The following is a 23,036-nucleotide window of genomic DNA, read 5'->3' on the forward strand; positions in this document are numbered from 1 at the left end:
GGTCTAGATCAGGGGGCAGCTGTCGCGATACTGCGAGATGCCGTCCCGGTTGGTCAGCGGGCAGAGGAATGGGCTGTAGCGGGCGTCATCGTCGATGAATATCTTCATCCAGGGGATCATGGTGCGCGCGAGGGTGGTGCTCGGCTGGCCGATGTAGTTGTGGCCGGCGCCTGCGACCTCGATGTACGCCTTCTCCGTCGTCGCCGGGATGGTGTTGTACAGGGTGGTCAGGCGCGACGGCGGCACCAAGGTGTCGTTCTGCATCGCGTAGATGAGAGTCGGCACCCGGTCACTGGAGAGGCTCCCCGAAGGCAGATGGGGCGCGTTCCCGATGGCTGCCTGGAGTGAAGGACGCCGCAGGGCGGCGTCGAGAGCCCCGCCCCCGCCCATGGAGTGTCCGGCTACCGCCAGCCGGGTCGCGTCGACCCGCCCGCGTACGGTGCTGCGCTGGGTCAGGTAGTCCAGCGCTGCCAGGAGCTGCGTGCCATGGCTGGTGGGACTGTCGTTGAGGTTGTTGGTCTCGATGCCGAAGACGACGAAACCCTGAGAGGCCAACCGCGGTCCCAGCCAGGCGATGCCCGCCCAGGTGCCATTGAGGCCGGGCGAGATGGCTATCGCTCCGAAGGTGCCCTGGTCGGTAGCTGTCGGGTAGTAGATGGTCCCGCCGCCGAAGCCGTTGCCGCGCGGCACCCCGACTGACGCTGTCGCGAAGGGGCCGGTGGGGGCCGCAACGCTGGCGGCCGTCGGATCGGGGCCTCGCTGGTACGGGTTCTCCGCGGCGGACGCGGCGCGTGTCGTCGCCGTTGGGGCGAGGATGCTGAGGACGATCGCAGTCCCGGCGAGGACCTTACGGGGTAACCACGCGCGCGGCTTGCTCTCCAGTTGTGGCATGTTCTCCTCCTCGATGGACCGGTGTATGGGGTCAGCCGGGCGTTGCCGCAGTGAAGGTGAACGAACCGGAGGGGACGCTGTAGACGGCGTAGGTGCCGTCCATACGCTGGAACGCGGCCCGGTGCGGTGCTGCGACCAGGCGCCGCTCCTTCGCCGGTACCCAGACCTCGGCCGTGGTGTTCGGCGGGATCTCGACCGTCAACTTGAACGTTCGCTGCCCGCGGCTCCACTCGGACCGCACCACACCCTGCGGCGTGGTGTAGCTGCCTCTGACGTAGGTGAGGTCCCCGACCGGCTTGGGCTGGATGAGGAGGTCGCGGTAGGCGGTCGAGCCGGCGGCCTCGCGGATGCCGGCCAGGCCGGTGTGGAACCACTCCTCGATCTGGGCGAGGATCATGTGGTTCTTGGACGCTCCCCGGTCCCAGCGCTCCCCGATCGTGGTCATGCCGCCCGGGTTGGCGCTGGTGGACTGCATGAAGTAGCCGTAGCCGGGCTGGTCGTCCTGCTGCAGGACCTCCCGCAGGACGTCGCCCTGGCCGCCGGCGGCCAGGGCGCGGACGATCGGGCCCATGCCGATGGTGCCGCCGCTGAAGTGCGGCCCTTCGCCGTTCGGGTGGTAGGCGCGGACGAGCTCGACGAGGGCGTCGAGGACGGCCTGCCGTTCACCGTCCGGGACGAGGCCGGCGTCGAGGGCCAGCGCCTGGGCCGTCTGGGTGGCGCCGGCGGTCCCGGCGTCGCCGCCGGTGGTGTAGCGGCGGAGCTGCTGGTTGTAGAAGTGGGCGTTGAAGGCGTTCTTGATGTCGGCGGCCAGCGTCCGGTAACGGGCGGCGTCGTCGGCGTGGCCGGTGAGCTCGGCCATCTTCGCCAGCTTGGTGATCATGACGTAGTAGCCCCACGTGCCGGTGATCCGGCCCGAGGTCTCGTCGGCGGCCACCCAGTCGGCCAGGGCGGCGTCCACGATGTGCGCGTCCGCTCCAGTGCCGACCTTCTGGCGCTGGATGTAGTCGGCGAACAGGACCATCTGCTCGTAGTAGCGGGCCATGGTCTCGGTGTCGCCGTACAGCTCGTACAGCATCGCCGGGACGAGGATGATGGCGTCGCCCCAGTTGATCTCGTCGCCGAACCGCCCGCTGAACCCCCAGTCGTAGACGGGCGTCTTCAACGCCACGTTGCCGCGCATCGGGGTGTCGGCCATGGACTGGCCTTCGGCGAGGTGGCGCATGGTGGTCTTCAGGTACGCGCCCAGGTCGTGGTTACGGTGGATGGCGCCCATCGGCATCGTGTAGTCGGCCGGGTAGGACAGCTTTTCCCGCCCCGGGCAGTCGGTGAAGACCGACATGAGGTTGGAGGCGAAGGAGTAGCGGGCCATCGTGTGGATGCGGTTGATCCGGGCGTTGGAGGTGGTCACCTGGCCCGCGACGGGCGTGTCGGCCTGGAGCCGGATGCCCTTGATGAGGTCCTTGCCGGGGGTGTAGCCCTCGGGCAGGCCGGTGACCTGGACCCACTGCATGCCGAAGTAGTTGAAGTCGGGGTGCCAGCTCTCGCCGCCGGGCAGTCCGGCGGTGGTGTTGGTGTTGAACAGGTCGCGGCCCCGGTTGCCGCCGCCGCCCATCAGGGAGGCCTGGTCCACGGTGCCGTCGGGGGCCAGGGACTCGGCGGGGGACATGCGGATGGCGATCCCGGCGGGCAGGCGGCCCTTGAGGTTGAGCTGGGGCCAGCCGGTGATGTTCTGGCCCAGGTCGAACACCCAGACGCCCGGCGCCGGGTTGGTCAGGGAGACCGCGGGGAAGGTCTCGACGGCTTTGACCGGTTCGGCCGCGCGGGCGACGAGCTTGGTGGCGAGGTTCGGCGGTGGTGCGATGCCGGCGGCCGTCCAGGCCATGAGGGTGCCGTCGAGGCGCTTGGCGGTGGGGGAGAGGTCGGCGCCGGGGAAGTCCCAGCCGGGCTGCTCGCGGCGGGCGTCGTGGTCGGAGCCGGAGTACCAGGCGTCGGTGACCAGAGGGCCCAGGGCGGTGCGCCAGCTCCGGTCGGAGACGATGACGTCCGGCGAGCCGTCGGCGTAGGTGATCTCCAGGCGGGCGATCAGGCGGGGCGTCACCGCGGCGCCGGCGCTGGCGTCGCTCGCGGCGATGTTGTTGCCTGAGCCGGTCACCGTCGCGCCCGCCGGGTGCGGCTTGTCCAGCGCGGGGGTGAAGGTGATGCCGGTGCTGCTGATCGCGGTGATCGTGCGGGATTCGAGGTTGTCGCCGCCGTCGCCGGTGTCGATGTTGATGGTGCCGCCGACGTGGTAGCCGGTGACGCTGTTCGGCGTGACGGTGGTGGCGCGGCGCGCAGGGCGCGGGTGACGTCATAGGTGCGGTACTCGCTGGAGAGCTGGTAGTTGGCGTTGCCGGGGGCGAGCACCTCGTCGCTGAGCGTACGGCCGTTGAGGGTCGGCAGGTGCAGCCCGACGCCGGACAGGTAGAGGCGGGCGCTCGCCACGCGCCTGCGGCGGTCGAGGTCGAACGCGCGGGCGAAGATCGGCATGGGCTGGCTCTCGGCGCGGCCGGGGTACTCGATCCAGCGCGCCGCGCCCCAGTCACTCTGCTGGAGCAGGCCCATCTCCCAGGACGACGGCCTGCTCCAGGCGGAGGGCTGCTCGTTCGCGTCCCAGACGCGCACGTGCCAGCTGACCTGCTGCCGCGATGTCAGCGGCTGTCCGCCGTAGCGGACGCCGGACTGGGTGGCCGAGCCCACCTTGCCGGAGTCCCACAGCAGCCGCCCGCGCCTGAGGTCGCTCTCGCTCGCGGCCACCTGGATCTGGTACGCGGTCTGCGCGTCGGCCGGGCAGGCGACCCGGGAGCCGGGCCGACGGCACGGGTGGTCGGCGGACCGCCGGGTGGGGGTCATCCGCCACGCCGGCAAGGGGGCGGCGCTGTCGATGCCGAGGGGCTGATCGTGCCGGCCGTCCACGCGCAGGTCGACGACCTCGACGTGGGGTTGCCTGCCGGCGGCCGCCGGTGGGGGGTTGAGGGGCTGTGCGAGGACGAGGGTGAACGTCACTCCCAGCCCTGCCAGGACGCGTATCCGGCGACGTAATGAGGACACAAGTCACTCCCCTGGTGGTGACGGAGTTCTCTCAGAGGTGAGGGGCGCGTGGCGTTGTGCTGCTTGTGTCGGCGAGGGCATGAAACGTTTTGTCCCCGTCCGGGCTGGTCAGAGGTGGGCGCGGGCTGGGGCGGACCAGTGGGGGGCGTTCCAGCGGTCGGCGATGGCGGCGGCCCGGGCGAAGTGGGCGGCGGCCTCGTCGTCGCGGCCGAGCAGCAGCGCCAGCTCGCCGAGCGTGTGGGCGACCGGGCGCACGGCCAGCGACAGGCTGGTGGCGCCGGCCGGAGGACCGTCGCGATGGGGGAGCAGGGCCGCGTAGCACTCCTCAGCGGCGGCGGTGTCGTTCAGTGCGATGGCGGCCATGGCGCGCAGGGTGGTCAGAAAGGTGAAGAAGAAGTCGGGCCGGATCGGGCTCGGTGACGTGCGGACCCGGCGTGCCTCGTCGCTGCGACCGGCGGCGTGGAGGGCGAGCGCCAGCAGGTCGGCGACCATCGGGCCGAGCGCCTCGTGGAGAGCGCGCACGTCGTCCACGTGGTCGCCGAGCGTGCCGTCGTTCACCCAGATCGCCGCCAGCGCGAGGCGGGCGAAGCCGACGTGCACCGATCCGGCGCGTTCCATGCGTTCGGCGGCCTGGACGTAGAGGCGCTCGGCTTCGGCGAACCGGCCCTCGATGAGCACCAGGGACGCCAGCGCGATCTCGATGGCGCCGATCGCCTCCGGCATCCGGTAGGCGCGGGCGAGGTCGAGCGCCTCCCCAGTCACGCGGCGCATCGTCGCCGGGTCGTTGGCCGCGGCGGCGTTCAGGGCCTGGCTGAGCAGCCCGGTCACGCGGTAGACGGGCAGGTCGTGCTCGACGCCGATCTTCACCAGCTCGCGGGAGTACTCCTCCCGCCCGGGGTCGCCGGCGAGGACCAGCAGCGCCGCGGCCCGGAGGCGGGGATCGGTGGCGAGGTCGAGGGCTTCCCGCGCCGCCGCCATGACCGTCGGGTCGTCCTCGCCCACCAGCTCGTTGGCGTACGCGATGAGGAGGCGGGACCGTACGTCGGGGGCGAGATCGGTCCGCTTGAGCAGGCGGCTGAGGCGGTCGACGACGGGACGGTCGACCGTGCCGTACGTGCGAGCCTGCCAGGGGGTGGGCTCGGTCCAGGCGGTGAACGCGGCGATCATCAGGTCGTCGCGGCCGATCGACTCGGCGTACTCCACGGCCTGCTGGCGCGTGTCCCTGGCCGCGGCGACGGCCCCGGCCCTGATCTGGGCCCGGAGCAGCCTGCCGAGCAGGTCGACGCGCTCGTCCGGTTCGCTGGAGTTGGCGACCGCGTCGGTGAGGAGGGCGGCCGCCACGTCGTGGGCGTAGCGCGCCTCGGCCAGCTCGGCGGCCCGTACGCAATAGCCGACGGCCTTCGGCGATCCCGCTCGCGCATAGTGATGGGCGAGCGCCGCGACGTCGCCGGTGCCCTCCAGGGCGGCGGCGATCCGGGCGTGCATCCTCGCGGCCCGCAACCGGCTGACGTCGGCGACCAGCGTGTCCCTGACCAGCGCGTGAACGAACCGGACGCGCCCCGGCCCCGGCTCGTCGAGCAACCCGGCGATGACGCCCGCGTCCAGCGCGTCCAGCACGCCGTCCGCGTCGGAGTCGGCGGCCTGCACGAGCACGTCCACCGAACTCTCCCGGCCGGCCACCGCCGCCAGCCGCAGGACGGACACGCTGCTCGCGGGGAGCCTTGCCAGCCGGCGCCGCAGCACGTCCCGTACGCCCTCGGGGACCTCGGAGAGCGCGACCAGCGCACCCTCGCCGTTCAGCAGCCGCGCGCTCTCCCGCACGTAGAACGGGTTGCCGCCGGTGCGCTCGGCGATCCCCGCCACCGTCGCGTCGTCGGCCTCGCTTTCGGCCCGTACGAGCTCGGCCACCGCCGCGCCGTCGAGCCCGGGCAGCGCGATCCGGAGCGGTGCGGTGCGGGCGAGCGCACCCAGCGTCTCGGTGAGGTGCTCGCTCTCGTCCGGGCGGTACGCCGCGACGACCAGGATCGGGGCCCGCACGCCGACGCCGCCGCCGAGCAGCCCCAGCGTGGTCGTGTCCGCCCAGTGCAGGTCGTCCAGCATGACGGCGACCGGCCGTTCTGTGGCGGCCGCCGCGAGCCAGCCCCACACGGCCCGGCGCAGCCGGAACCGTCCGGCGGCGGCGTCGCCGTCCACCGGCATGGAGTCGGAGAGCAGCGGCGCCAGGTCTTCCGCGAACTCCCCCGGAGGAACGGTCGCGGCGACGGCCCGCAGCGCCTCGACCCACGCCCACGCGGGCGGCGCGCCGTCGACCTCCGGGCACCGCCCGGCGGCGACGAGCCAGCCGTCGCGCTCCAACCGCGCGCCGAGGTGCTCCAAGAGGGTCGACTTGCCCAGCCCCGCTTCCCCGGTGACAAGAGCGACGCGCGCCCCATCGGCGGCGGCCTGCCCGGCGGCCGAGACCAGCGCGGCAAGCTCGCCCTCCCGCCCCACGAAAGAGGCAGCACGTCGCGAGGGCTTGGCGTGCGGGGGTTTGGTGGCCGGGGGTGGGGGGACGGCCGTGCGGAGGATGTCGATGCGCTGGGCGAGGATCGCCTCTTCCAGGGCGACCAGGTCGGGGCCGGGGTCGAGACCGAGTTCGTCGGCGAAGGTGGCGCGGGCGCGGCGGAGCGTCGCCAGGGCGTCGGCCTGGCGGGCGCTGCTCCACAGCGCCAGGGCGTGAAGGCGCCAGCCCTCTTCGCGCAGGGGTTCGTCGCGGGTGAGGCGCTCGGCCTCGGGGACCACCGAGGCGGGGTCGCCCGTCCGCAGGCCCGCCGCGACGTGGAGCTCGCGGGCGACCAGACGCAGCTCGTTCAGGCGGGCGGTCTCGGCGACGGCCCACGGCTCGTCGGCGACCTCGGCGAACGCGGGTCCCTGCCACAGGCCCAGTGCCTCGGCCAGCCGGGCGCGGGCGGCCTGAGGCTCGGTGAGCGTGCGGGCCTCGTCGAGCAGGTGCTCGAAACGCCACGCGTCCACCGACTCCGGCGGCAGCCGCAGCGCGTAGCCGGGGGAGGCGCTCACCAGGAGGCGGGCCGGGGTTCGGGGCGGGCGGCCGGGCTCCAGCAGCCGGCGCAGGTTGGAGACGTACGCCTGCAGGGAGGCCAGCGCACGGGATGGCGGCTCGCCACGCCAGAGGTCCTCGATCATCCGGTCGACCGACACGACCTGCCCGCGCGCCGCGACCAGGAGAGCCAGGACGCCGCGCTGCCGCGGCCCACCCAGGGGGACGGACTCGCCATTGACCTCGGCGCCGAAAGAGCCCAAAACCCGGATCAAGACCATGACGTGGAACATCATACGCGCGCGGGTGTTCCAAATCGGTTCCAAGTGCCTTCCAAACGCCGTCGGCAGGCTTAACACGTCGAACCGATGAAGGGCAGGAACGAAATGAGCGTCAACACCCAGGACATGGAGATCGTCCACCGCGCCTTCCGTCGCGAGTCGCGGCTGCTGATGGAGCTCGTCGCGGCGGTCGCCCCAGGTGACACCGCTCGCGCCAAGGTGATCGCCGACCACTTCCGCGACTATCGGCTGGGGCTGAAGAACCACCACGAGGGCGAGGACGAGCTGCTGTGGCCGCCGCTGCTGTCCCGGGTCGATCTGGAGGCCGACATCGTGCTGCGCATGGAGGCCCAGCACGAGCGCGTCGCGGCCACGCTGACCAGGCTGGACGCGGCGGTCCCCGCGTGGGAGGCCGCCGCCGGGGCGGACGAGCGCGACACGCTCGTGGCCGCCCTGGCCGACCACCGGGCCGTGCTCCTCGAGCACCTCGACGACGAGGAGGCCACCCTCCTTCCGCTCGCGGCCGAGCACATCACCGAGAAGGAATGGGCCTCCCTGGGCGAGCACCTGGTGGCCAACACGCCCAAGTTCACCCTGCTCACCCTCTTCGGCCTCGTCCTGGAGGATGCAAACCCGGCCGAGCGCGCCATGCTCCTGTCCGCCCTCCCCGCTCCGGTACGCGGCATCTGGCACATCATCGGCCGTCCCCGCTACGCCCGCCACATCGGCCGCGTCCGCGCCGCCTGACCGGACCCACACGACCCCCAAGCTCACGAAGACTCGCAAGGAGAAGAACAATGTCGCTGAAGAAGATCAACACCGTCCTGGCCGCCGCCTTCGTCCTCTTCATCCTCTGGTTCGGGACGGAGTTCATCCTGAGCCCGGAGACGACGGCGCCAACCTTCGGCCTGCCGAGCTGGCCGTCCGGCGACGGCGGCGGCTTCCTGATCATCAAGGGGATCCGCGACGTCGTCCTGGCCCTGGTCCTGGGCGTCCTGCTGGTGACGGGCCACCGCCGGGCGCTGGGCTGGGCACTGCTGGTGGGGGCCCTCGCCGCGTACGGCGACATGACCACCGTGCTGGCCCACCACGGCTCCGTGGCCACCGCTCTCGGCGTCCACGGCCTGACCGCGACGCTGATGGTGGTCAACGGCCTGCTGATGCTGCGCGAGACCCGCAAGGCCCCGGCCGCTCCGCAGCCCGCCTGACGGTCACCAGCGTCCCGCCATTCACCAGCCGGTCGAGCTGGACCAGAACAGCACGGCATTTGTGAGAACTCGAAAAAGGGAGACGACGATGACTATCCACGATTTGCGCGGTGTCCTGAAGGGGCGCGTGCTCCTGCCCGATGACGACGGCTTCGAACAGGCGGCCACCGCGTGGAACCTGACCGTCAGGCAGCCGGTGGCGGCCGTGGCGGAGGCCGCGGATGCCGAGGACGTGGCGGCGCTCGTGCGTTACGCGCGGCGGGCGGGTATGACGGTGACCGCGCAGCCGAGCGGGCATGGCGCCTCGGGTGATGTGGAAGGCCTGATCCTGCTGCGTACCGGCCTGCTGAACGAGGTGGAGGTACGCGCGCAGGAGCGCGTGGTCCGGGTGGGCGCGGGCGTGAAGTGGGGGCAGGTGCTGGCGGCGGCCGGTCCGCTGGGTCTGACCGGCCTGTCCGGCAGCGCGCCGGGGGTCAGCGTGACCGGCTACACCCTGGGCGGCGGGGTCGGCTGGTTCAGCCGCAAGTACGGCTTCGCCTCAGACAGCGTGCGGGCTGTCGACATCGTGGACGCCGATGGCGAGCCGGGCCGGGTGACCGCCGAGTCCGATCCCGAGCTGTTCTGGGCGCTGCGCGGCGGCGGCGGGGACTTCGCGGTGGTGACCGCCCTCGAACTCGAGCTGTATCCCGCGCCAGCCCTGTACGGCGGGCGCGTGATCTGGCCGGAGCACCGGACCAAGGAGGTGTACGACGCGTTCCTGGAGATCACCGCCGAGGCGCCGCGCGAACTCAGCGTCTGGATCAACCGGCTCCAACCCCCCGGCGCGCCGCCGATGGTGACGCTGGATCTGGCCTACCTGGGCGAGGCGGCTCAGGGGGAGGACCTGCTGGCGCGCATCGACAAGATCGAGGGCGCGATCTCCGACAGCCGCGGCGTCGTCCCGGTTGCCGACCTGGGTGGCATCACCGCCGAGCCCACCGATCCGGCCCCATCCATCGCTCGTGCGGAGCTGCTCACCGGCCTGGACGCGGACGCGGTTGACCTCCTGCTGGCCAAGCCGCTCGAACCACTCATCAACGTCCAGATCAGGCACCTGGGCGGTGCGCTCGCCGAGCCGGGCGCCGGGGCCGGCGCGAGCGGCGCGGTGGCTGAGCCGTACCTGCTCGGCCTGCTGGGTCTCGGCCTGCCACACGTGGCCGATGCGACGCGCGCCAAGCAGGCCGAGGTCGTGGCCGACCTGGAGGCCTACATCAGCGGCCGTAAGCCGTACACCGTGCTGTCCCCCGGCGACACGGCAGCGAAGTCCTTCTCCGGCAGCACGCTCGCGCGGCTGCGGGAGATCAAGCGAGCCCGTGACCCGCACAACGTGTTCCGCGCGAACTACCCGGTACTCGGATAGATCGGTTCCAGCGGCCTTGGCCCCTCCGCCCACCGGGGCGGCGGGGCCGCACCGTGCCCGAGCGACAGATGCCATCAGAGCCGGTCCGGCGAACCGCCGCTGAGCACCCGCACCGAGGTCGGCCGCCTGTCCGTCGCCCTGGACCGTACGCTCGACCAGCTCCAGGCCTCGGCCGCCTCGGCGGAGCGGGGCGCGCTGCTGGGAGGCGGCGGGCCGCAGCGGGCTGGGCTCCGCTGTGCTCCATGTCTCATCCGCAGGCCGCTACACCGGCTGCGTGGCTGGTGTCTCAATGCCGAGTCCACAACACGGGGGAGACATGATGAACGGGAACGTCGAGGTGGCGGATCCGCCTGCACCAGCTCGTGCCCGGCTCCGATGACGCGGTCGAGGGCTTCGGTGGGGTTCTGGGCGGGAACGTCCGGCTGGTGGTCGACGCCGCGACCCGGATCGACGCCGCCGAGCCCTTGCCGTCCTTGGGGAAACGGCGGTCAGAGAGATTTGGAACGGTATCCGGCGTTAACGGGGTTCTCCCAGGTCAGCGAACCTCCTGTGTTGCGGTCTTCCGGACGTGGTTAACGCCGGGTTCCGTTCGATCTCACAGCGCGACTTTGATCTACGTCGTGTGACGGTAGTCGCGATTGGTAACGGTTGTATTGCTCTGATGACGCTGTTTCTGTTGGGTCATACGTTGCGTGCATGCCTGTCGGCTTCCTGAGCGACTCAGAAGCGGCGAAGTACGGCCGTTACGACGGCCCGCCCTCCCCGGGTCGAGCCGAGATAACGGGAATTCCGGCCATGGGTGGATCTTGAGCGCTCTGACCTGCTGCAACGTCGAGCAGGCTCGAGCTCCGCCGTACGACTCGGGGCCTCGAATAACTGTCGGCCTCCGCTCAGACTTCCGCTCGCCCAGGAAGCAGAACTCGTTGCCCTCCGGGTCGAGGAGGGTCACCCAGTGCTGCTCGTCCTGCACGGTGTCGACGCGCCGGGCACCGAGGGAGAGCAGCCAGGCGACCTCGGCCTCCTGGTCGTCGGGGCGGAAGTCGGGGTGGAGCCGGTTCTTAGATGTCTTACCCTCGGCGACAGGCACGAAGAGCAGCCCCGGCATCCGGTCCGGCTCAGGCCGGATCTCGATGATCTCCTCAGATTCGTCGACGACGACAAACGCGCCGCGATCCTCGACCGCCGCCAGCGCGGGGAATCCATCCGCACCATCGCCGCCGGGGTGAAGGTCTCCGTCGGCGTCGTCCACAAACCCTCGCAGCCGCTGCCGAGGGCCACCCCACTGACCAGCCCCCGACTCCCTGAGGAGCACGCCATGCCACTGCCGCAGATCCCGCTCGACGACCCGCGCGTCCTGGCCCTGGCCAAGGCCCGCCAGCAGCTCGCCCACGGCTGCACGTTTCTGCCCACGTGGGACGAGCTGACCGACAAGGAACGCGAGGACTCCCTGCCCAACGCCCGCAACTACCTGGAGTCGACGGTCAACGCCGGGCTTGTTCCGGCCGTGGAACTGATCGACAGCGGGTGGCGCGAGCCTGACCAACATCAACGACGAGATCGAGCGGCAGGCCACCGCGGCCGCCGACCCCCGCTGCTGCTCTACCGGTTCCGCACCACCCCACCGGCGGGATGAGCGTCGGGGCCGTGCTGAACAAGCTGGCCGAGACCACCGTGCACGTCGGCGAGTTCGTCCGGGAGTTCGGCGAACAGAACTGGGTCGACATGGACGAGGACGAGACCGCGGACTGGCGCAAGGTCCTCGCGGACCGGGAAGCCGCCGCCGCCGCCACCTCCGCCGCACCGTGAATCTCATCAGCTAAGCCAAGGCCCCCGTGGGCCCACCGACATCAGGACGGTCAGTCACGAAAGACGGAGCCTGCCGGGTTCCTTAACGTGACTTACCGTAGTGGTGATTACAGGGAGCTACTTTGGGGCTGGTCGCGCGGACCCGAGCGACGGGCCATGAGGATCTGTCGATTCTTCATCTGGATTTCTCAGTGATGGCCCTCCGCTCCCGACGTGTCCCCAGCCGCCAGGGGGCCACGATCCGCGCATACGGCCTGAGCGTGGTGGTCGGCTCAGAAGTCACGGTACGTGGGGGCGTCGCGGGTGTTGGCCACGGCATCGGCGGTATTGGCGAGGGCTCGGATGAGTGGAGTTTCGTCGGCGGTGCGCCAGACCAATGCCCACTCGCAGAGCCGGGCGTCGCGGATGGGCAGGAAGGCGAGGCCGGGCCATGAATAGAAGTCGGCGGTCTCATCGGTGACACCTGCGACGACCTGACCGGAGGAGACTACGGTGAGACACTCCTGCCAGGTGGAGACCTTGGGGCCACGGCGGATGGGGCGACCGGCGGGGGTGCGGTAGGGGTTGAAGGTCTCCTCCATGTAGGGAGGGATCGATCCCCCCTGGACCACCGCGCAGTCACCGAGGTCTTCCAAGCAGATCGAGTCTCGTTCGGCGTAGGGATGGGTGTCGGCGACCATCAGCAGTACTTGGGAGGTATGTAGTACCGGGCCGACGGTCAGGTCTGATTCGCAGACCGGTAGCCACAGCACCGCCACGTCGACATCACCAGAGCGGAGTAGCTCCAGCGGGGAGGGGGGCTGGATCTCGCGATGTTGGAGCCGGGCGCTGGGATGGCGGGTCCGGAAGAGGTCGAGAACGTGGCTGATGGCCAGGGAATGCGGGCCGATGGTGCCCAGGGTCAGCACGCCGGAGGTGCCGCGGGCGGCGTCGGCCGCGGTCTCGATTCCCCTCCTGATCTGGCGATATCCGGCACTCAAATCGCGATGGAGCTGTTCACCGATCGGAGTGAGCCGCACCGCGCGGTTGGTCCGTTCGAACAGTAGGGCGCCGATCTGCCGTTCCTGCTTCTTGATCGCCTGGGTGATCCGGGAGGGAGAGACGCACAGTCGCTCAGCGGTTCTGCCGAAGTGCAGTTCCTCGGCCAGTGCCAGGAAGATCTCGATGTCGCGTAGCTCCACTTCCGGCCTGCCTTGTTAACTCAGCAATTAATGCGTCTTGCGGGATTCGTCGTTGTTGTGGCTGTTCACCGTACTCGATCCTAAGAACCGCGGAATCGAGGTCAGGGGTGGCCGCGATGACTTTCAACGGGAGCGGCTGATGAACATCCTCTTTTCCGGTGTCGGCGTCGCCGGGTCCGCTCTGGCGTCCTGGCTGCTCCACCATGGATTCACACCCACCCTGGTGGAGCGGGCGCCGCGCGTCCGTGGCGGCGCGTACGGGGTCGACTTTCGTGGTGAGGCGTTGGACGTGCTCGACCGCATGGGCCTGCTGGAGCAGGTGCGCGCGCTGAACACGCACATGGGCGACGCGGCGATGGGGGACCGCGACGGCAATCAGTACGCCACCTTCCCGGCCGTGATCGTCGCGAGTGACCTGGAGATCAGCAAGGGCGATCTGACCTGGGTGCTGCACGAGGCCACCCGCCACGACGTCGAGTACATCTTCGGCGACTCCATCGCCATCCTGGAGCAGGACGAGTCCGACGTGCAGGTGACCTTCGAGCGCGGCGAGCCGCGCCGGTTCGACCTGGTGGTGGGCGCCGACGGGCTGCACTCCCGCACCCGGGAACTGGTTTTCGGCCCCGAAGAGCGGTTCGTACGGCACCTCGGTATCTACACCGCGATCTTCAGCCTGGACAACTACCTGGGACTGGAGAACATCGGCCAGCTGTACGGCGTGCCGGGCAAGGCGGTCAACATCTTCAGCGCGCGCGACGGCACCAGGGCCAGGGCCGCGCTTCACTTCGCCTCCGAGCCGCTCATCTACGATCGCCACGACACCGAGCAGCACAAGCGCATCGTGGCCGGGCGGTTCACCGGAGAAGGCTGGCAGGTACCCCGGCTGCTGGAGGAGATGCGCAAGGCGAACGACTTCTGCTTCGAGGCGAACGCGCAGATCGAGATGGACCGCTGGTCGTCGGGTCGGGTGGCGCTGCTAGGAGACGCGGGCTACTGCTCGGCGCCGACCTCGGGCCGGGACACCTCCCAAGCGCTCATCGGCGCCTACATCCTCGCCGGCGAGCTGGCCGCCGCCGGAGGTGACCACACCGCGGCCTTCGAAGGCTACGAGCGGCACATGCGCGGCTACGTCACCGAACACCAGCAGGCAGGCCGCGAGGGGGCGAAGCACTTCTTCATGGCCACGTCCGCGCAGAAGACGCTCAGCATGATCGCCGCCAACGCGCCCGAGGTGGCCCACGCGCAGATCGTCAGACTGAAGGACTATGCGCCTAACTTGTCCGCAAGGTAAGTGCGCGCATTCCCGCAAAGGGCGGCATCCGGCTGCCGAGGCTACACCTTCCTGATCCCGGGAGAAGGCGGCCCAAGCCTTACCCGCGTAGACGCTCACCCGGCTACGCGAGATCAAGACAGCGCGTGACCCGCATCAGGTGTTCCGCGCCAACTTCCCCACCCATGAATGACAGGAGATCTCCCATGTCCACCGCGCATGTCATCGTCACCGTCCTCACCGCCGCCTGGGTCGGCTTCTCCGGCTTCTCGCTGCTGCGCAGGGCCGATTTCGTGGCCAAGCCGCTGATCGAGTACGGGGTGCCGCAGTCGTGGTGGCCCTGGCTGGGCACGGCCAAGGCCGCCGGAGCGATCGGCCTGCTGGTCGGTCTGGCGGTTCCCGCGATCGGTGTCGCCGCCGGGATCGGCTTGGTCCTGTACTTCGTCGGCGCGGTCATCACGGTGCTGCGGGCCCGCTCGTACAAGACCGTCGTCTTCCCGCTGCTGTATCTGGCGCCCGTGGTCGTCACCATGGCACTGGGCACGGCGGCATGACCCCGATCGCATCTGCTCTACCGAGGTTCCCATGAGATCACCCCTGACTCCTTCCGCCGATCCCGGTCCTGAACAGTGGAACGCGGCATGGGCGGCGGCGATGATGCGCCCCTCCGGCTCTCCCTGGTTCTCCACTTGGGCAGAGCAGGGCTTCACCGACCAGTCCGTGCGACAGGGGGTGTCGGTAAGACTCGTGCAACCAGGTACACCCGTTTGAGTTCGCCCAGGTCAGCGGTGCCACTGCCGGGCCGTTGAGGGGTCTTTCGTTGATCGTCGGACGTGCGTGATCGCGAACGGCCAGTATTGATCCGGATGCGTGGGGTTTGCGGCGGCGTGGGCGGCGGACATCGAGCTGGAACTGCTGAGCGGCCCGCTGCAGGGCACCTACAACCCCTCAAGGCACGGGGCGGCATTGTTCGCCTTCTTCGCGGGGATGGCCGAGTCCGAGCGGGAGTACATCCGGGAGAAGTCCCTCGAAGGCCCGGCCTCGGCACGCGAGCGCGGCCGCCGCGGCGGCCGGCCCAAGGTGTTCGACGACGACATGATCGCCACGCGCAGGTCGCTGCGCGCCCGGGGCGTGGCGGTGCCCGATATCGCCCGCAAGCTGGTCATCCCGGCTGGAAAGAACAAGGGCAAGCATCCCTCGGTGGCGAGCGTCTACCGGGTGCTCGCTGACGGTGATGCTGCTGTGGGCGGCACAGTGAGAATTGGTCCTGGCCGGCTGGTTTGCGGGTGACGGCGAGGCCCCGGGTCAGTGTGCCAGCCGGTCCCGTACCGCGCGTTCGATGGGGACGGGGAGATAGGTGTCCGTGCCGACGTTGGCGCCGGCGGATAACTCCTGACAGGCCTGCCGCGCATAGGCCTCAATGGCGGCGCGCTCCTGCGCCGGGTAACGCGCGGCCAGGTTGGCGACGATCGGTGCCGGCAGCGCGTCGTTGTCGGCGGCCATTGATGTCCTCCATCGATATCGGTTTCCGATATCCATTGACGATAAGATCCTGCGGTCAACGCCGCTAAAACGCCGGATGAGCACGATCCTTCCCGGAAGGCCGGGGGCAGGCTCGGCCTCGGCATCCGATATCGGTTTCGTCATATGCTGGAGGGTGTGCCGACTCGGGATGGTGGGTGAGGATGAGGGAGTTCCAGCGTGGGTCGGTGCGGCTGCACATCCTGCACCATGCCGCCGAGCAGGACATTCACGTGTCAGCGATCGTCTAATTGAGCCAGGCAACGCTCACAGAATTGAGCCACCTGAAGACGCTGACCCGCGCGGAGCCGATGCCCAATGTCTGCCGTTGTGACGGCATGTCTCATGTTCGGCACTGCGCTTGGGGCTTCGGTTGCCTCGGCTTGATCAGGAGGGATGAGAAGGTAAACCGTTGCCGTGCAGCGAGCGCCGTGCGCTGCTCAGCCATTCGATCAAACGCCTGCGCTCCCCGACGATGAGATGGCACCGTGCAGCTGATTTAGGCGATTTCTGCTCGCTCAGTTGAGGCGGTGGCCGGGGTGATCTGATGGTCGTATGCGTTGATGATGGCGTCGAGGAGGCTGGGGAAGCGGGCGTCGAGATCTTCGACGCGGAGTGTGGTCCAGCGGCGGTTGCCGTCCTCCCGTTGATGGATGACGCCGGCCTCGCGGAGCACCCGGAAGTGGTGGGTGAGGGTGGAGGGCGCCACATCGACCGGGAAGGTGCCACAGGCTCGTGCGAGGTCGGCGCGCAGTGTCCGCACGATGGTCATGCGGGTGGGGTCGGCGAGGGCATGCAGGATGTCCAGCACGTCGAACTCCTCGGGGTCCGGATGGTTCAAGGTCGCGCGGCGGCCGTGTGATCGGGGCATTCTCGCACCTCTCTTTCGACAAACATCGTACATCCATGATACGACTTTCGTTGTACGACGAACATCGAAAGAGGAGAACGGCATGCGCGCTCTGATGATGACCGCACCGTCACAAGGATCAGACCGCACACAGGTTCAGGAGATCGGCGAACCCCGTCCGGGCCCAGGAGAGGTCACGATCGATGTCGCCTACGCCGGGGTGAACTTCATCGACGTGATGGCACGTCGCGGCGACCCTGGATACGCCAGCACCTGGCCATACGTGCCCGGGCTGGAGGCCACCGGGACCATCCGCGAGCTCGGCGCGGGCGTCAGCGGTCTCACCGTGGGGCAGCGAGTGGCCGCGTTCACCCCGGGAGGTGGCCTGGCTGAAGTCGCGCTTGCGCGGGCGGCCCTCACCGTACCGGTGCCGGACCAGGTCTCGCTGCTGACCGCCGCAGGCGCCCCGATGATGTTCGCGACCGCGTTGCTCCTGTTGACCGACGCCGCCCGGCTGGGCTCCGGCGAGAGTGTGCTGGTGCATTCGGCCAGCGGCGGCGTGGGCAGCGCCATCGCGCAGCTGGTGCCCGCGCTGGGCGGGGGACTGCGCCTTGGCACCGTCGGCCGTCCCGACAAGGTCGCCGCAGCCCAGCAGAGCGGCTACGACCTGGCGTTCGCTCGTGGCGATGACCTGATCGAGGCAGTACGCGCTGCCACCGGCGGGAGCGGCGTCGACGTCGTACTGGACCCGCTGGGCACCAGCATGCTCGACGTCGATCTGGCGGTCACGGCGCCCGGCGGGCGGATCGTGCTGTTCGGCAACGCCGGCGGCGGGCAGCCCGCTCCGCTCCCTCCCGTGGGGAAGCTCATCGGCGGAAACATCGCGATCGGCGGGTTCAGCATCAGCAGCCTGAGCGTCTCCGCCCCCGAGCGCGTCGCCGCGGCTCTGCGCCGCGTTCTCGACCTGATCGCCGCCGGTCGGCTTGACGTCGTCGTCACCGAGATCGACTCACTCGCCGACGTGCCTGCCGTACACCAACTGCTCGCCGACCGTCGCGGCAATGGCAAGTACGTAACACGACTGACCACTGAGTTCGATACTCCGTGAACGCGCGCCTGGATGTGCGCGCCAAGGCCATGAGTGCACCGCCGCGCCGCGCGTCCTGGCGGCTGAGCCGATGAATCTTGCCCCTGTCCTGCCCCCTAAGTACGGGCCCATCGCCTACAGGCACGCCAACTTCCGCCACCGTCATGCTGGGTGGATCATGGCTGCGACCGATATTGATAGGCAGGCTGAGCTCAGGATCGGCTCTTGGCCCGGTTGGTCGTAGGCGTCTGGCCAGGGCGTTTGTTGGGGCGGTAGCTCGGGCCGTCCATGAAGATGCGGTAGCTGGTGTTGATCAGCCGGTCCAAGAGGGACTCGCCGACCACCGGGGTGGGAAACAGCTTGTACCACTCCTCCGGGGCCCGATTGGAGGTGAGGATCATCGACTTGCCGGAGCGTTCGGAGACCAGTTCATAAAGGTCGTCGGCTTGGGCGGCGGTGAGTTCTCGCATGCCCCCAGTCGTCCAGGATGAGCAGGGCGGGTTTGGTCAGTTCGGCCAGGCGTTTGCGCCAGGTCTGGTCGGCATGCCCGCCTGCCAGGTGAGCCGGCGCGCGGGAGGTTTTGATTGTGACGTGCCACAGTTAGCGTCGCTATTCCTGCCACGCTTTCGTCGTGTTGGGGTGTCCGGGTCTGGCGGTCATAGGTCTTCGACGTAGTCGGCGGCGATGTCGTCGGGTGGGTTGGTGTAGAGGCGCAGGTAGCGGTCGTTGGCGTGGCCGAGGCGGCGTTCGAGTTCGGCGCGGTTGTGGCCGGAGGCCTGCGACAGACCGTAGGCGAAGGTGTGCCGGGCGTCGTGCGGGCGCAGTGTGCCGAGCTTGCGGTCGGGGTCGGGCATCTGGGCGTCGTGCAGGCGGCCGATCTCGCCGACGATGGTGTTGATGGAGCGGGCCGAGAGGTGGCCGTCGGGTTGGCGGGCGGCGATGGAGGCGGCGGACAGCAGTAGCGCGGCCGGGCCGGTGCTGGCGGCGGCGTCGCCGGGCCGCTCCTGGTCGAGGTAGTCGGCCAGGGCCTGGCGGGCGTCGCGGCCCAGGAACACGGTGCGGCTGGTGCGGCCCTTGCCGCGCACGCCGATGAGGCGCGCCTTCTTGGCCTGGCGCAGCCGCTCGGGGTTGGCCGGCTCCAGTTGGTCCAGGTTCAGGCCGACTAGCTCCGCGCGGCGCAGTCCGGTGCCGAACAGCAGGTAGATGATGGCCCGGTCGCGCAGCGGGAGGGCGTGGGCGTGCACCCGGGGCGTGGCGGCGCCGCGGTGACGGCGGCCCTTGAGCTCGTGGAAGGTCTCGATCCGGTCCACGACGTTCTTGACGGTGCGCACCTGGGCGGCGGCCAGCGCTCGCGGCTGCGGGGCGGGCAGTGGTAGCGGGGCGACTTTCTTGGTCGGGTCGCCGTGGCGCAGCAGGCCTTCGGGGGCGTGCGCGGTGATCCAGGTGAACAGCGCTGACAGGTGCGCGAGGTGGTTGTTGACGGTCGCCGGCGCCATCGGCGCGGGCGTGTTGTCGCGGCCGCGGTTGCCGGCGGTGGTCAGGTGGTCGCGCCAGGCGATGATCTCGCGCGGGGTGACGGCTGAGAGCCGGTCATGCCCGAGGCCGCCCGTGCAGTGAACCGGCGCAGGATCGCCTCGGTGGAGGCGGTGCCCTGCTTGATCGCGGTGGTGTACTTGATCATCTGGTCGTAGTTCTGCTCGATCAGGTCCCACCGGAGTCATCGCCGGCGTCAGCCGCGGGTACAGGTCGCCTTCGCCGCTCTCGACCCGGTACAGCTTGACCTTCTTGATCTGCTTGATGCGCGGCAGCAGGTCAAAGCCCAACACCCGGGTCACGCCGAACCCGATCTCGGTCTGGCCATGGGAGTCGACGTAGTTGCCCTCGACCTTCATGGTGGTGCCGTGCCGCACCGCGCCCTCGATCATCGCGTGCACCTCCGAGGCCGAGGCGCGCAGGGTCTGGGAGTGCACCACCATGGACCCGCGTTCGATGTGCCAGTAGATGAGGATGCCGCGGCCGCCGTACCGGGAGTGCCACTCAGTGAAAATATTCTGATCGTAGGCGCGCACGTGCGTGGAGTCGGAGGCGACCGTGGTCGTCCCCTCGCCCCACAGCGCCACGTCCCGGGCGGTGAAGGTGGCGTTCGCGATGGGATCGCGATGTCGGTGGCGACCTGCGGGGTCAGATAGCGGCGCCGAACGTAGCGGATATCGTCCTCACTGTGGGCGTGGCCGCCGGAGGCCACGGCCCGGATGCCGGTGTTGGTGCCGTATCCGAAGATCGCGAGCATCAGCCGCTCGGCCAGGACCTCGGGCTTGAGGCTGGAGGTGCCCGCCACCGAGGTGACCGCCTTCAGGCAGCCGGTGCGCAGCACCGCCTCCTTGAGCATGTCGATCAGCGGGACCGAGCCCCAGCGGCGGCCCACCTCGTTCTTGATCCGGCGCAGGTTCCGCGGCTCATCCGCCGGGCCGAGCTTCGTCAACTTGATCGCGCCGGACTTGCGCTCGGAGATCGCCAGCCAGTCCAGCTTCGGCAGCGCGGTGTCGAGCGCCTCCAGTTCGGCGCGCATCTCGGCCTTCAACTCGGCGATGAAGTCGGCCGGGTCCAGCGGCTTGCGCAGTTCGGCGTAGTTCTCCACGCGGCGGGCAGCGAAATCCTTGGGCAGTCCTCCTCCGGGTCGCGGAAGGAATGGGCACTGACCACCCAGATCTCCTTGCACCGCAGGGCCTCGCGCAGCGCCTGGAAGGTGACGATCTCATACACCATCCGCACCACCCGCCGGCGTCCGCGCTTGTCCTTCTTGAACACCAGGTCCTCCCAGTCGCCGGCGGTGCCGCGGTGCTCGGGCACCACCTCACCGCGCGGGTAGTAGGTGGTGTTGCCCGCCTTGGCGTAGCGGCGGATCAGCCCCAGCGCCTCGATCACCGGCTGGAAGGCGGTGTTGTTGCTCCTGAACTCCAGCGTGTCCAGCAGCGCGATCAGGCCGCGCCGGTAGTGGTTGGTGTAGGAGGCACGCAGCGTGGTCTGCACCGTGGTGCGGTAGGCCGGGCCCTCGATCTTGAACTCGTGCACCAGATCGCGCAGCGTCTGCTCGCCGCCGCTGACAGCCGGGAAGATGACCTGGCGGACAGAATCGTCGGGCTGATTGAGCGCGGCGTCGGCGACCTTGAACAGGATGTTCTCCTTGCCGGTCACCCGCTTGAACGCGTTGATCAGTTCCTTGGTCACCTTGCTGTCGGCCCGCGCCTTGATCCGATGCACCGTGGCGATCAGCAGTTCCACCAGCGCGTCGGTGATTTCCCGCTCCCGCTCCTGGACCAGCGCCGCCAGCAGCAGCACCGTCAGCTCGCGCGGATGCGTGCGCATGTGGGAGGGCGCTTCCACTGCCGCCCGGGCCCGCCAGGCGGCCAGCACCTTGGGCGCCACGTCGGCGAACAACCCGGACGGCAGTTCGATCGAGCGCGCCGCCGCCAGCTTGCGGATCTCGGTCATCATCGACTCCAGGCTCACGTTGCCCGGCGCGGACTTGATCAACGCCAGCAGGTCGGAGTCGATGTCGTCATCCTCGGCAGGCGCCTCACCCGTGGGCTCCTGACGGTCACCGGCCCCCTCGGCCACCGCGCGGCTGGCATCGTCGATGCCGACGAGCGCGTAGATCCGCTGCGTGGTCTCGGAACTCAACCGGGAGGCGATCCGCACCGACCAGGCGACCTCCGCGTTGTGCAGGGCCGAGGCCACGATCCGCGAGATCCGCCCAGGCGCCGGCGGTTCGATCCGCTCCTCGCGCAGATGCTTGAGCAGTTCCTCCCGGACCCGTTCGGGCCGTCGCTCGGCGTGCGCGACCTCCTCGGCCAGCCACACCGCCAGCTTCGTCGCGTCCTCCGTCGTGCAGATGCGAAAGCCCAGGTGCGTGCGGATCTGATGGCGGTGGTACTCGATCGTGGAGCCGGACCACTCGTAGAAGCCGAACTCCGAGGCAGGAACTCGGACCTGCTTGGCCACGTGCTCAACCACGTCGTCCGGCAGCTCTGAACGGCCGCGCGGGAACCGGCCGTGCTGCGTGTAGAACTTCAGCAAGATCGCGAAGCCGAGTCGAGTGGCATCGCGCTTTCCGGCGATCAGGTCGCGCTCTTCGTCCAGGATCGTCCAGTGCTCGACCAGATCGTCGATGTGCATCCGGGGTGTTTCATGACCAACCAGCATTGACCAGGCAAGTCACGGCAAGATCAACACCGTTTGGGGCTCATGACACGTTTCTTACCGGTACCCCAAGTTGGACGGCGGTGGCTGGAGACCGCTGCGCCCGGCGACTGCGGATGTGACGGTGACGTGACCCGTTGAGGCAGGAGGGCCAATTCCCGGGTACGAGGACACGCGCCCGTCGTCGATGCCGATCAGGATATTGGGCTGGCGCTGGACCGCGAGCGGATTCTCGGTCATGAACACCCATGTCTCTGACGAGCAAGCCGCCCGGCATGGCCGCTTCCCCGGGGAGCCGTCAGCGGCGGAGCTGGAACGGTTCTTCTGGCTGGATCGTGGCGCGCTGGAGGTGGTGGCCGATAAGCGCCGTCCTGCGACCCGTCTTGGGTGGGCGGTGCAGTGGGGACCGGTCCATATGCCCGGGTCCGAAAGGCATGGTCCAGGAACGTAAGCCCCAGCCAGGCCTAACCTGTCGCGTCATCGAACCGAAACGAAGATCACGTTCTTAGCGTCAATTTCTGCACTCAGCCTCCGGTCACCAGTACCGAAGGGGAAGAAGTCGGCCTCCCGCGTCATGCCCGGCGCGACTGCCTGGACCTGCCCATCCTAAAAGCCCTGACAGTCTCGGCCTCGTGCGGTCGGTTGAGGCCTGATGCCTACTCCCTTCGGTGTAATGCGTACAGCGAACGGCGCAAGGTCAAGTGACGATCAACGGACGACGCGCTCCCGCTGCGGCCCGGCCTAGCGTTTCTCCTCGAGATAGTCGGATGAGAACGGGAGTAATCGCCATGGGCAAGAGAGTGATGACTGCGATCGCTGGGCTGAGCTTGACGGCCGGTTTGCTGGGATTGGCCGGCGCGCCGGCTGGTGCCCAGGCCGGCACGGCCAGCGCTGCCACCGCTGCGATGGCCGCGCCGAAGCCGCCGAAGGGCGCCAGGGCGGTGGTTCAGGTCAGCCCCAATCCCACCACCAAGCGCAGCGAGGAGGTGACGATCACCGGCCACTGCGGCGGCGGCAAGGGGCTCAAGGCCGTGCTCGCCGGGCTCGACAGGGAGCACCCGGTGCTACAGAACATCCGCATCATCAAGGATGATCCGAAGGGATTCGTGGCCAAGGCGACCCTCAACCCCAAGATCGGTAACGGCGTCGGCCCCGTGTTCGTCGACTGTGGCGGCGAGGCAGGCGTGACCCTCCTGGTCACCCACGTCTGATCCGAAC

At 69.4% G+C, this 23,036-nt stretch carries 23 protein-coding genes and 1 pseudogene; 12 read left to right on the forward strand and 12 right to left on the reverse strand.

Going from position 1 to position 23,036, the window contains the following annotated elements:
* Positions 1-3: 3 nt before the first annotated feature.
* The 4 genes from HD596_RS43255 to HD596_RS43265 all read right to left on the reverse strand — a co-directional run bounded on the left by HD596_RS43255 (position 4) and on the right by HD596_RS43265 (position 7,296).
* The gene (locus tag HD596_RS43255; RefSeq protein WP_185075189.1) at positions 4-891 is read right to left on the reverse strand and encodes an alpha/beta hydrolase family protein; all 888 of its coding nucleotides are present in this window, start codon (positions 889-891) and stop codon (positions 4-6) included.
* Positions 892-922: 31 nt separating this feature from the next.
* Positions 923-3,043, reverse strand: a complete 2,121-nt coding sequence (locus HD596_RS43260; protein WP_221519822.1) for an alpha-L-rhamnosidase — start codon at positions 3,041-3,043, stop codon at positions 923-925.
* On the reverse strand, positions 3,040-3,978 hold the full coding sequence (locus tag HD596_RS65220) for a glycoside hydrolase family 78 protein (protein WP_221519823.1): 939 nt from the start codon (positions 3,976-3,978) through the stop codon (positions 3,040-3,042). Before HD596_RS65220 ends, HD596_RS43260 begins: the two co-directional genes overlap by 4 nt.
* A gap of 108 nt (positions 3,979-4,086) precedes the next feature.
* The gene (locus HD596_RS43265; protein WP_185075190.1) at positions 4,087-7,296 is read right to left on the reverse strand and encodes an ATP-binding protein; all 3,210 of its coding nucleotides are present in this window, start codon (positions 7,294-7,296) and stop codon (positions 4,087-4,089) included.
* A gap of 105 nt (positions 7,297-7,401) precedes the next feature.
* Between HD596_RS43265 and HD596_RS43270 the strand changes: the two genes are divergently transcribed.
* The 3 genes from HD596_RS43270 to HD596_RS43280 all read left to right on the forward strand — a co-directional run bounded on the left by HD596_RS43270 (position 7,402) and on the right by HD596_RS43280 (position 9,903).
* Entirely contained in the window at positions 7,402-8,043 is a 642-nt protein-coding gene (locus HD596_RS43270; protein WP_185075191.1) for a hemerythrin domain-containing protein, read from the forward strand.
* A gap of 50 nt (positions 8,044-8,093) precedes the next feature.
* Positions 8,094-8,504, forward strand: a complete 411-nt coding sequence (locus HD596_RS43275; RefSeq protein WP_185075192.1) for a DUF4267 domain-containing protein — start codon at positions 8,094-8,096, stop codon at positions 8,502-8,504.
* An 88-nt stretch (positions 8,505-8,592) separates the two neighbouring features.
* Complete coding sequence (locus HD596_RS43280) at positions 8,593-9,903, forward strand: FAD-binding oxidoreductase (protein ID WP_185075193.1); 1,311 nt, start codon at positions 8,593-8,595, stop codon at positions 9,901-9,903.
* A 613-nt stretch (positions 9,904-10,516) separates the two neighbouring features.
* Here the strand turns inward: HD596_RS43280 and HD596_RS64195 are convergent.
* Positions 10,517-11,152: a VOC family protein gene (locus tag HD596_RS64195; protein WP_313046326.1), complete on the reverse strand. Its 636-nt coding sequence runs from the start codon at positions 11,150-11,152 to the stop codon at positions 10,517-10,519.
* A 66-nt stretch (positions 11,153-11,218) separates the two neighbouring features.
* On the opposite strand from HD596_RS64195, the gene HD596_RS62735 reads away from it, so the two are divergent.
* Together HD596_RS62735 and HD596_RS43295 are read left to right on the forward strand one after the other, a co-directional pair.
* Positions 11,219-11,536 (forward strand): hypothetical protein, encoded by a 318-nt coding sequence (locus tag HD596_RS62735; RefSeq protein ID WP_185075194.1) that lies wholly within the window; start codon positions 11,219-11,221, stop codon positions 11,534-11,536.
* A gap of 11 nt (positions 11,537-11,547) precedes the next feature.
* Positions 11,548-11,709, forward strand: a complete 162-nt coding sequence (locus HD596_RS43295; RefSeq protein WP_185075195.1) for a hypothetical protein — start codon at positions 11,548-11,550, stop codon at positions 11,707-11,709.
* A 272-nt stretch (positions 11,710-11,981) separates the two neighbouring features.
* Here HD596_RS43295 and HD596_RS43300 read toward each other — a convergent pair whose 3' ends face one another.
* The gene (locus HD596_RS43300) at positions 11,982-12,890 is read right to left on the reverse strand and encodes a LysR family transcriptional regulator (RefSeq protein WP_185075196.1); all 909 of its coding nucleotides are present in this window, start codon (positions 12,888-12,890) and stop codon (positions 11,982-11,984) included.
* A 139-nt stretch (positions 12,891-13,029) separates the two neighbouring features.
* Between HD596_RS43300 and HD596_RS43305 the strand changes: the two genes are divergently transcribed.
* The 4 genes from HD596_RS43305 (at position 13,030) to HD596_RS43320 (ending at position 15,450) form a co-directional block, all read left to right on the forward strand.
* A complete protein-coding gene (locus tag HD596_RS43305; protein ID WP_185075197.1) occupies positions 13,030-14,181 on the forward strand; it encodes an FAD-dependent monooxygenase in 1,152 nt (383 codons plus the stop codon).
* A 112-nt stretch (positions 14,182-14,293) separates the two neighbouring features.
* Positions 14,294-14,353 (forward strand): hypothetical protein, encoded by a 60-nt coding sequence (locus HD596_RS65875; protein ID WP_185079060.1) that lies wholly within the window; start codon positions 14,294-14,296, stop codon positions 14,351-14,353.
* A gap of 13 nt (positions 14,354-14,366) precedes the next feature.
* Positions 14,367-14,714: a DoxX family protein gene (locus tag HD596_RS43315; RefSeq protein ID WP_185075198.1), complete on the forward strand. Its 348-nt coding sequence runs from the start codon at positions 14,367-14,369 to the stop codon at positions 14,712-14,714.
* 316 nt (positions 14,715-15,030) lie between these two features.
* Entirely contained in the window at positions 15,031-15,450 is a 420-nt protein-coding gene (locus HD596_RS43320; protein WP_185075199.1) for a serine integrase family protein, read from the forward strand.
* A 15-nt stretch (positions 15,451-15,465) separates the two neighbouring features.
* On the opposite strand, the gene HD596_RS43325 is transcribed toward HD596_RS43320, so the two are convergent.
* On the reverse strand, positions 15,466-15,663 hold the full coding sequence (locus tag HD596_RS43325) for a three-helix bundle dimerization domain-containing protein (protein WP_185075200.1): 198 nt from the start codon (positions 15,661-15,663) through the stop codon (positions 15,466-15,468).
* A 517-nt stretch (positions 15,664-16,180) separates the two neighbouring features.
* Positions 16,181-16,492, reverse strand: coding sequence for an ArsR/SmtB family transcription factor (locus tag HD596_RS43330; RefSeq protein WP_313046323.1), 312 nt, complete (start codon positions 16,490-16,492; stop codon positions 16,181-16,183).
* On the opposite strand from HD596_RS43330, the gene HD596_RS43335 reads away from it, so the two are divergent.
* On the forward strand, positions 16,482-17,639 hold the full coding sequence (locus HD596_RS43335; RefSeq protein ID WP_246555283.1) for a quinone oxidoreductase family protein: 1,158 nt from the start codon (positions 16,482-16,484) through the stop codon (positions 17,637-17,639). The two genes, HD596_RS43330 and HD596_RS43335, sit on opposite strands and share 11 nt — an antisense overlap.
* A gap of 191 nt (positions 17,640-17,830) precedes the next feature.
* Here HD596_RS43335 and HD596_RS43340 read toward each other — a convergent pair whose 3' ends face one another.
* From HD596_RS43340 to HD596_RS43350, 4 genes and pseudogenes are all read right to left on the reverse strand, one after another.
* On the reverse strand, positions 17,831-18,088 hold the full coding sequence (locus HD596_RS43340) for an ATP-binding protein (RefSeq protein WP_281398313.1): 258 nt from the start codon (positions 18,086-18,088) through the stop codon (positions 17,831-17,833).
* Between the two features lie 186 nt (positions 18,089-18,274).
* The gene (locus HD596_RS66195; RefSeq protein WP_185075201.1) at positions 18,275-19,738 is read right to left on the reverse strand and encodes a tyrosine-type recombinase/integrase; all 1,464 of its coding nucleotides are present in this window, start codon (positions 19,736-19,738) and stop codon (positions 18,275-18,277) included.
* 65 nt (positions 19,739-19,803) lie between these two features.
* A pseudogene (locus tag HD596_RS65225) lies at positions 19,804-20,187 on the reverse strand (Tn3 family transposase); the annotation flags it as partial.
* An 8-nt stretch (positions 20,188-20,195) separates the two neighbouring features.
* Complete coding sequence (locus tag HD596_RS43350) at positions 20,196-21,794, reverse strand: DUF4158 domain-containing protein (RefSeq protein ID WP_185075202.1); 1,599 nt, start codon at positions 21,792-21,794, stop codon at positions 20,196-20,198.
* A gap of 262 nt (positions 21,795-22,056) precedes the next feature.
* Between HD596_RS43350 and HD596_RS65895 the strand changes: the two genes are divergently transcribed.
* Together HD596_RS65895 and HD596_RS43360 are read left to right on the forward strand one after the other, a co-directional pair.
* A complete protein-coding gene (locus HD596_RS65895) occupies positions 22,057-22,269 on the forward strand; it encodes a DUF4158 domain-containing protein (protein WP_185075203.1) in 213 nt (70 codons plus the stop codon).
* A gap of 337 nt (positions 22,270-22,606) precedes the next feature.
* Positions 22,607-23,029 (forward strand): hypothetical protein, encoded by a 423-nt coding sequence (locus HD596_RS43360; protein WP_185075204.1) that lies wholly within the window; start codon positions 22,607-22,609, stop codon positions 23,027-23,029.
* The last annotated feature ends 7 nt before the right edge of the window (positions 23,030-23,036 follow it).

It is taken from the genome of Nonomuraea jabiensis (assembly GCF_014204795.1).
Classification (GTDB): domain Bacteria; phylum Actinomycetota; class Actinomycetes; order Streptosporangiales; family Streptosporangiaceae; genus Nonomuraea; species Nonomuraea jabiensis.

What these genes read in the sequence shown, in the direction of transcription:
- HD596_RS43255 (WP_185075189.1), bottom strand. Translation starts at nt 891, where the DNA reads ATGCCACAACTGGAGAGCAAGCCGCGCGCGTGGTTACCCCGTAAGGTC.
- HD596_RS43265 (WP_185075190.1), bottom strand. Translation starts at nt 7,296, where the DNA reads ATGGTCTTGATCCGGGTTTTGGGCTCTTTCGGCGCCGAGGTCAATGGC.
- HD596_RS43270 (WP_185075191.1), top strand. Translation starts at nt 7,402, where the DNA reads ATGAGCGTCAACACCCAGGACATGGAGATCGTCCACCGCGCCTTCCGT.
- HD596_RS43275 (WP_185075192.1), top strand. Translation starts at nt 8,094, where the DNA reads ATGTCGCTGAAGAAGATCAACACCGTCCTGGCCGCCGCCTTCGTCCTC.
- HD596_RS43280 (WP_185075193.1), top strand. Translation starts at nt 8,593, where the DNA reads ATGACTATCCACGATTTGCGCGGTGTCCTGAAGGGGCGCGTGCTCCTG.
- HD596_RS62735 (WP_185075194.1), top strand. Translation starts at nt 11,219, where the DNA reads ATGCCACTGCCGCAGATCCCGCTCGACGACCCGCGCGTCCTGGCCCTG.
- HD596_RS43305 (WP_185075197.1), top strand. Translation starts at nt 13,030, where the DNA reads ATGAACATCCTCTTTTCCGGTGTCGGCGTCGCCGGGTCCGCTCTGGCG.
- HD596_RS43315 (WP_185075198.1), top strand. Translation starts at nt 14,367, where the DNA reads ATGTCCACCGCGCATGTCATCGTCACCGTCCTCACCGCCGCCTGGGTC.
- HD596_RS43325 (WP_185075200.1), bottom strand. Translation starts at nt 15,663, where the DNA reads ATGGCCGCCGACAACGACGCGCTGCCGGCACCGATCGTCGCCAACCTG.
- HD596_RS43335 (WP_246555283.1), top strand. Translation starts at nt 16,482, where the DNA reads ATGTCCAGCACGTCGAACTCCTCGGGGTCCGGATGGTTCAAGGTCGCG.
- HD596_RS43340 (WP_281398313.1), bottom strand. Translation starts at nt 18,088, where the DNA reads ATGCGAGAACTCACCGCCGCCCAAGCCGACGACCTTTATGAACTGGTC.
- HD596_RS43350 (WP_185075202.1), bottom strand. Translation starts at nt 21,794, where the DNA reads ATGCACATCGACGATCTGGTCGAGCACTGGACGATCCTGGACGAAGAG.
- HD596_RS65895 (WP_185075203.1), top strand. Translation starts at nt 22,057, where the DNA reads ATGAACACCCATGTCTCTGACGAGCAAGCCGCCCGGCATGGCCGCTTC.
- HD596_RS43360 (WP_185075204.1), top strand. Translation starts at nt 22,607, where the DNA reads ATGGGCAAGAGAGTGATGACTGCGATCGCTGGGCTGAGCTTGACGGCC.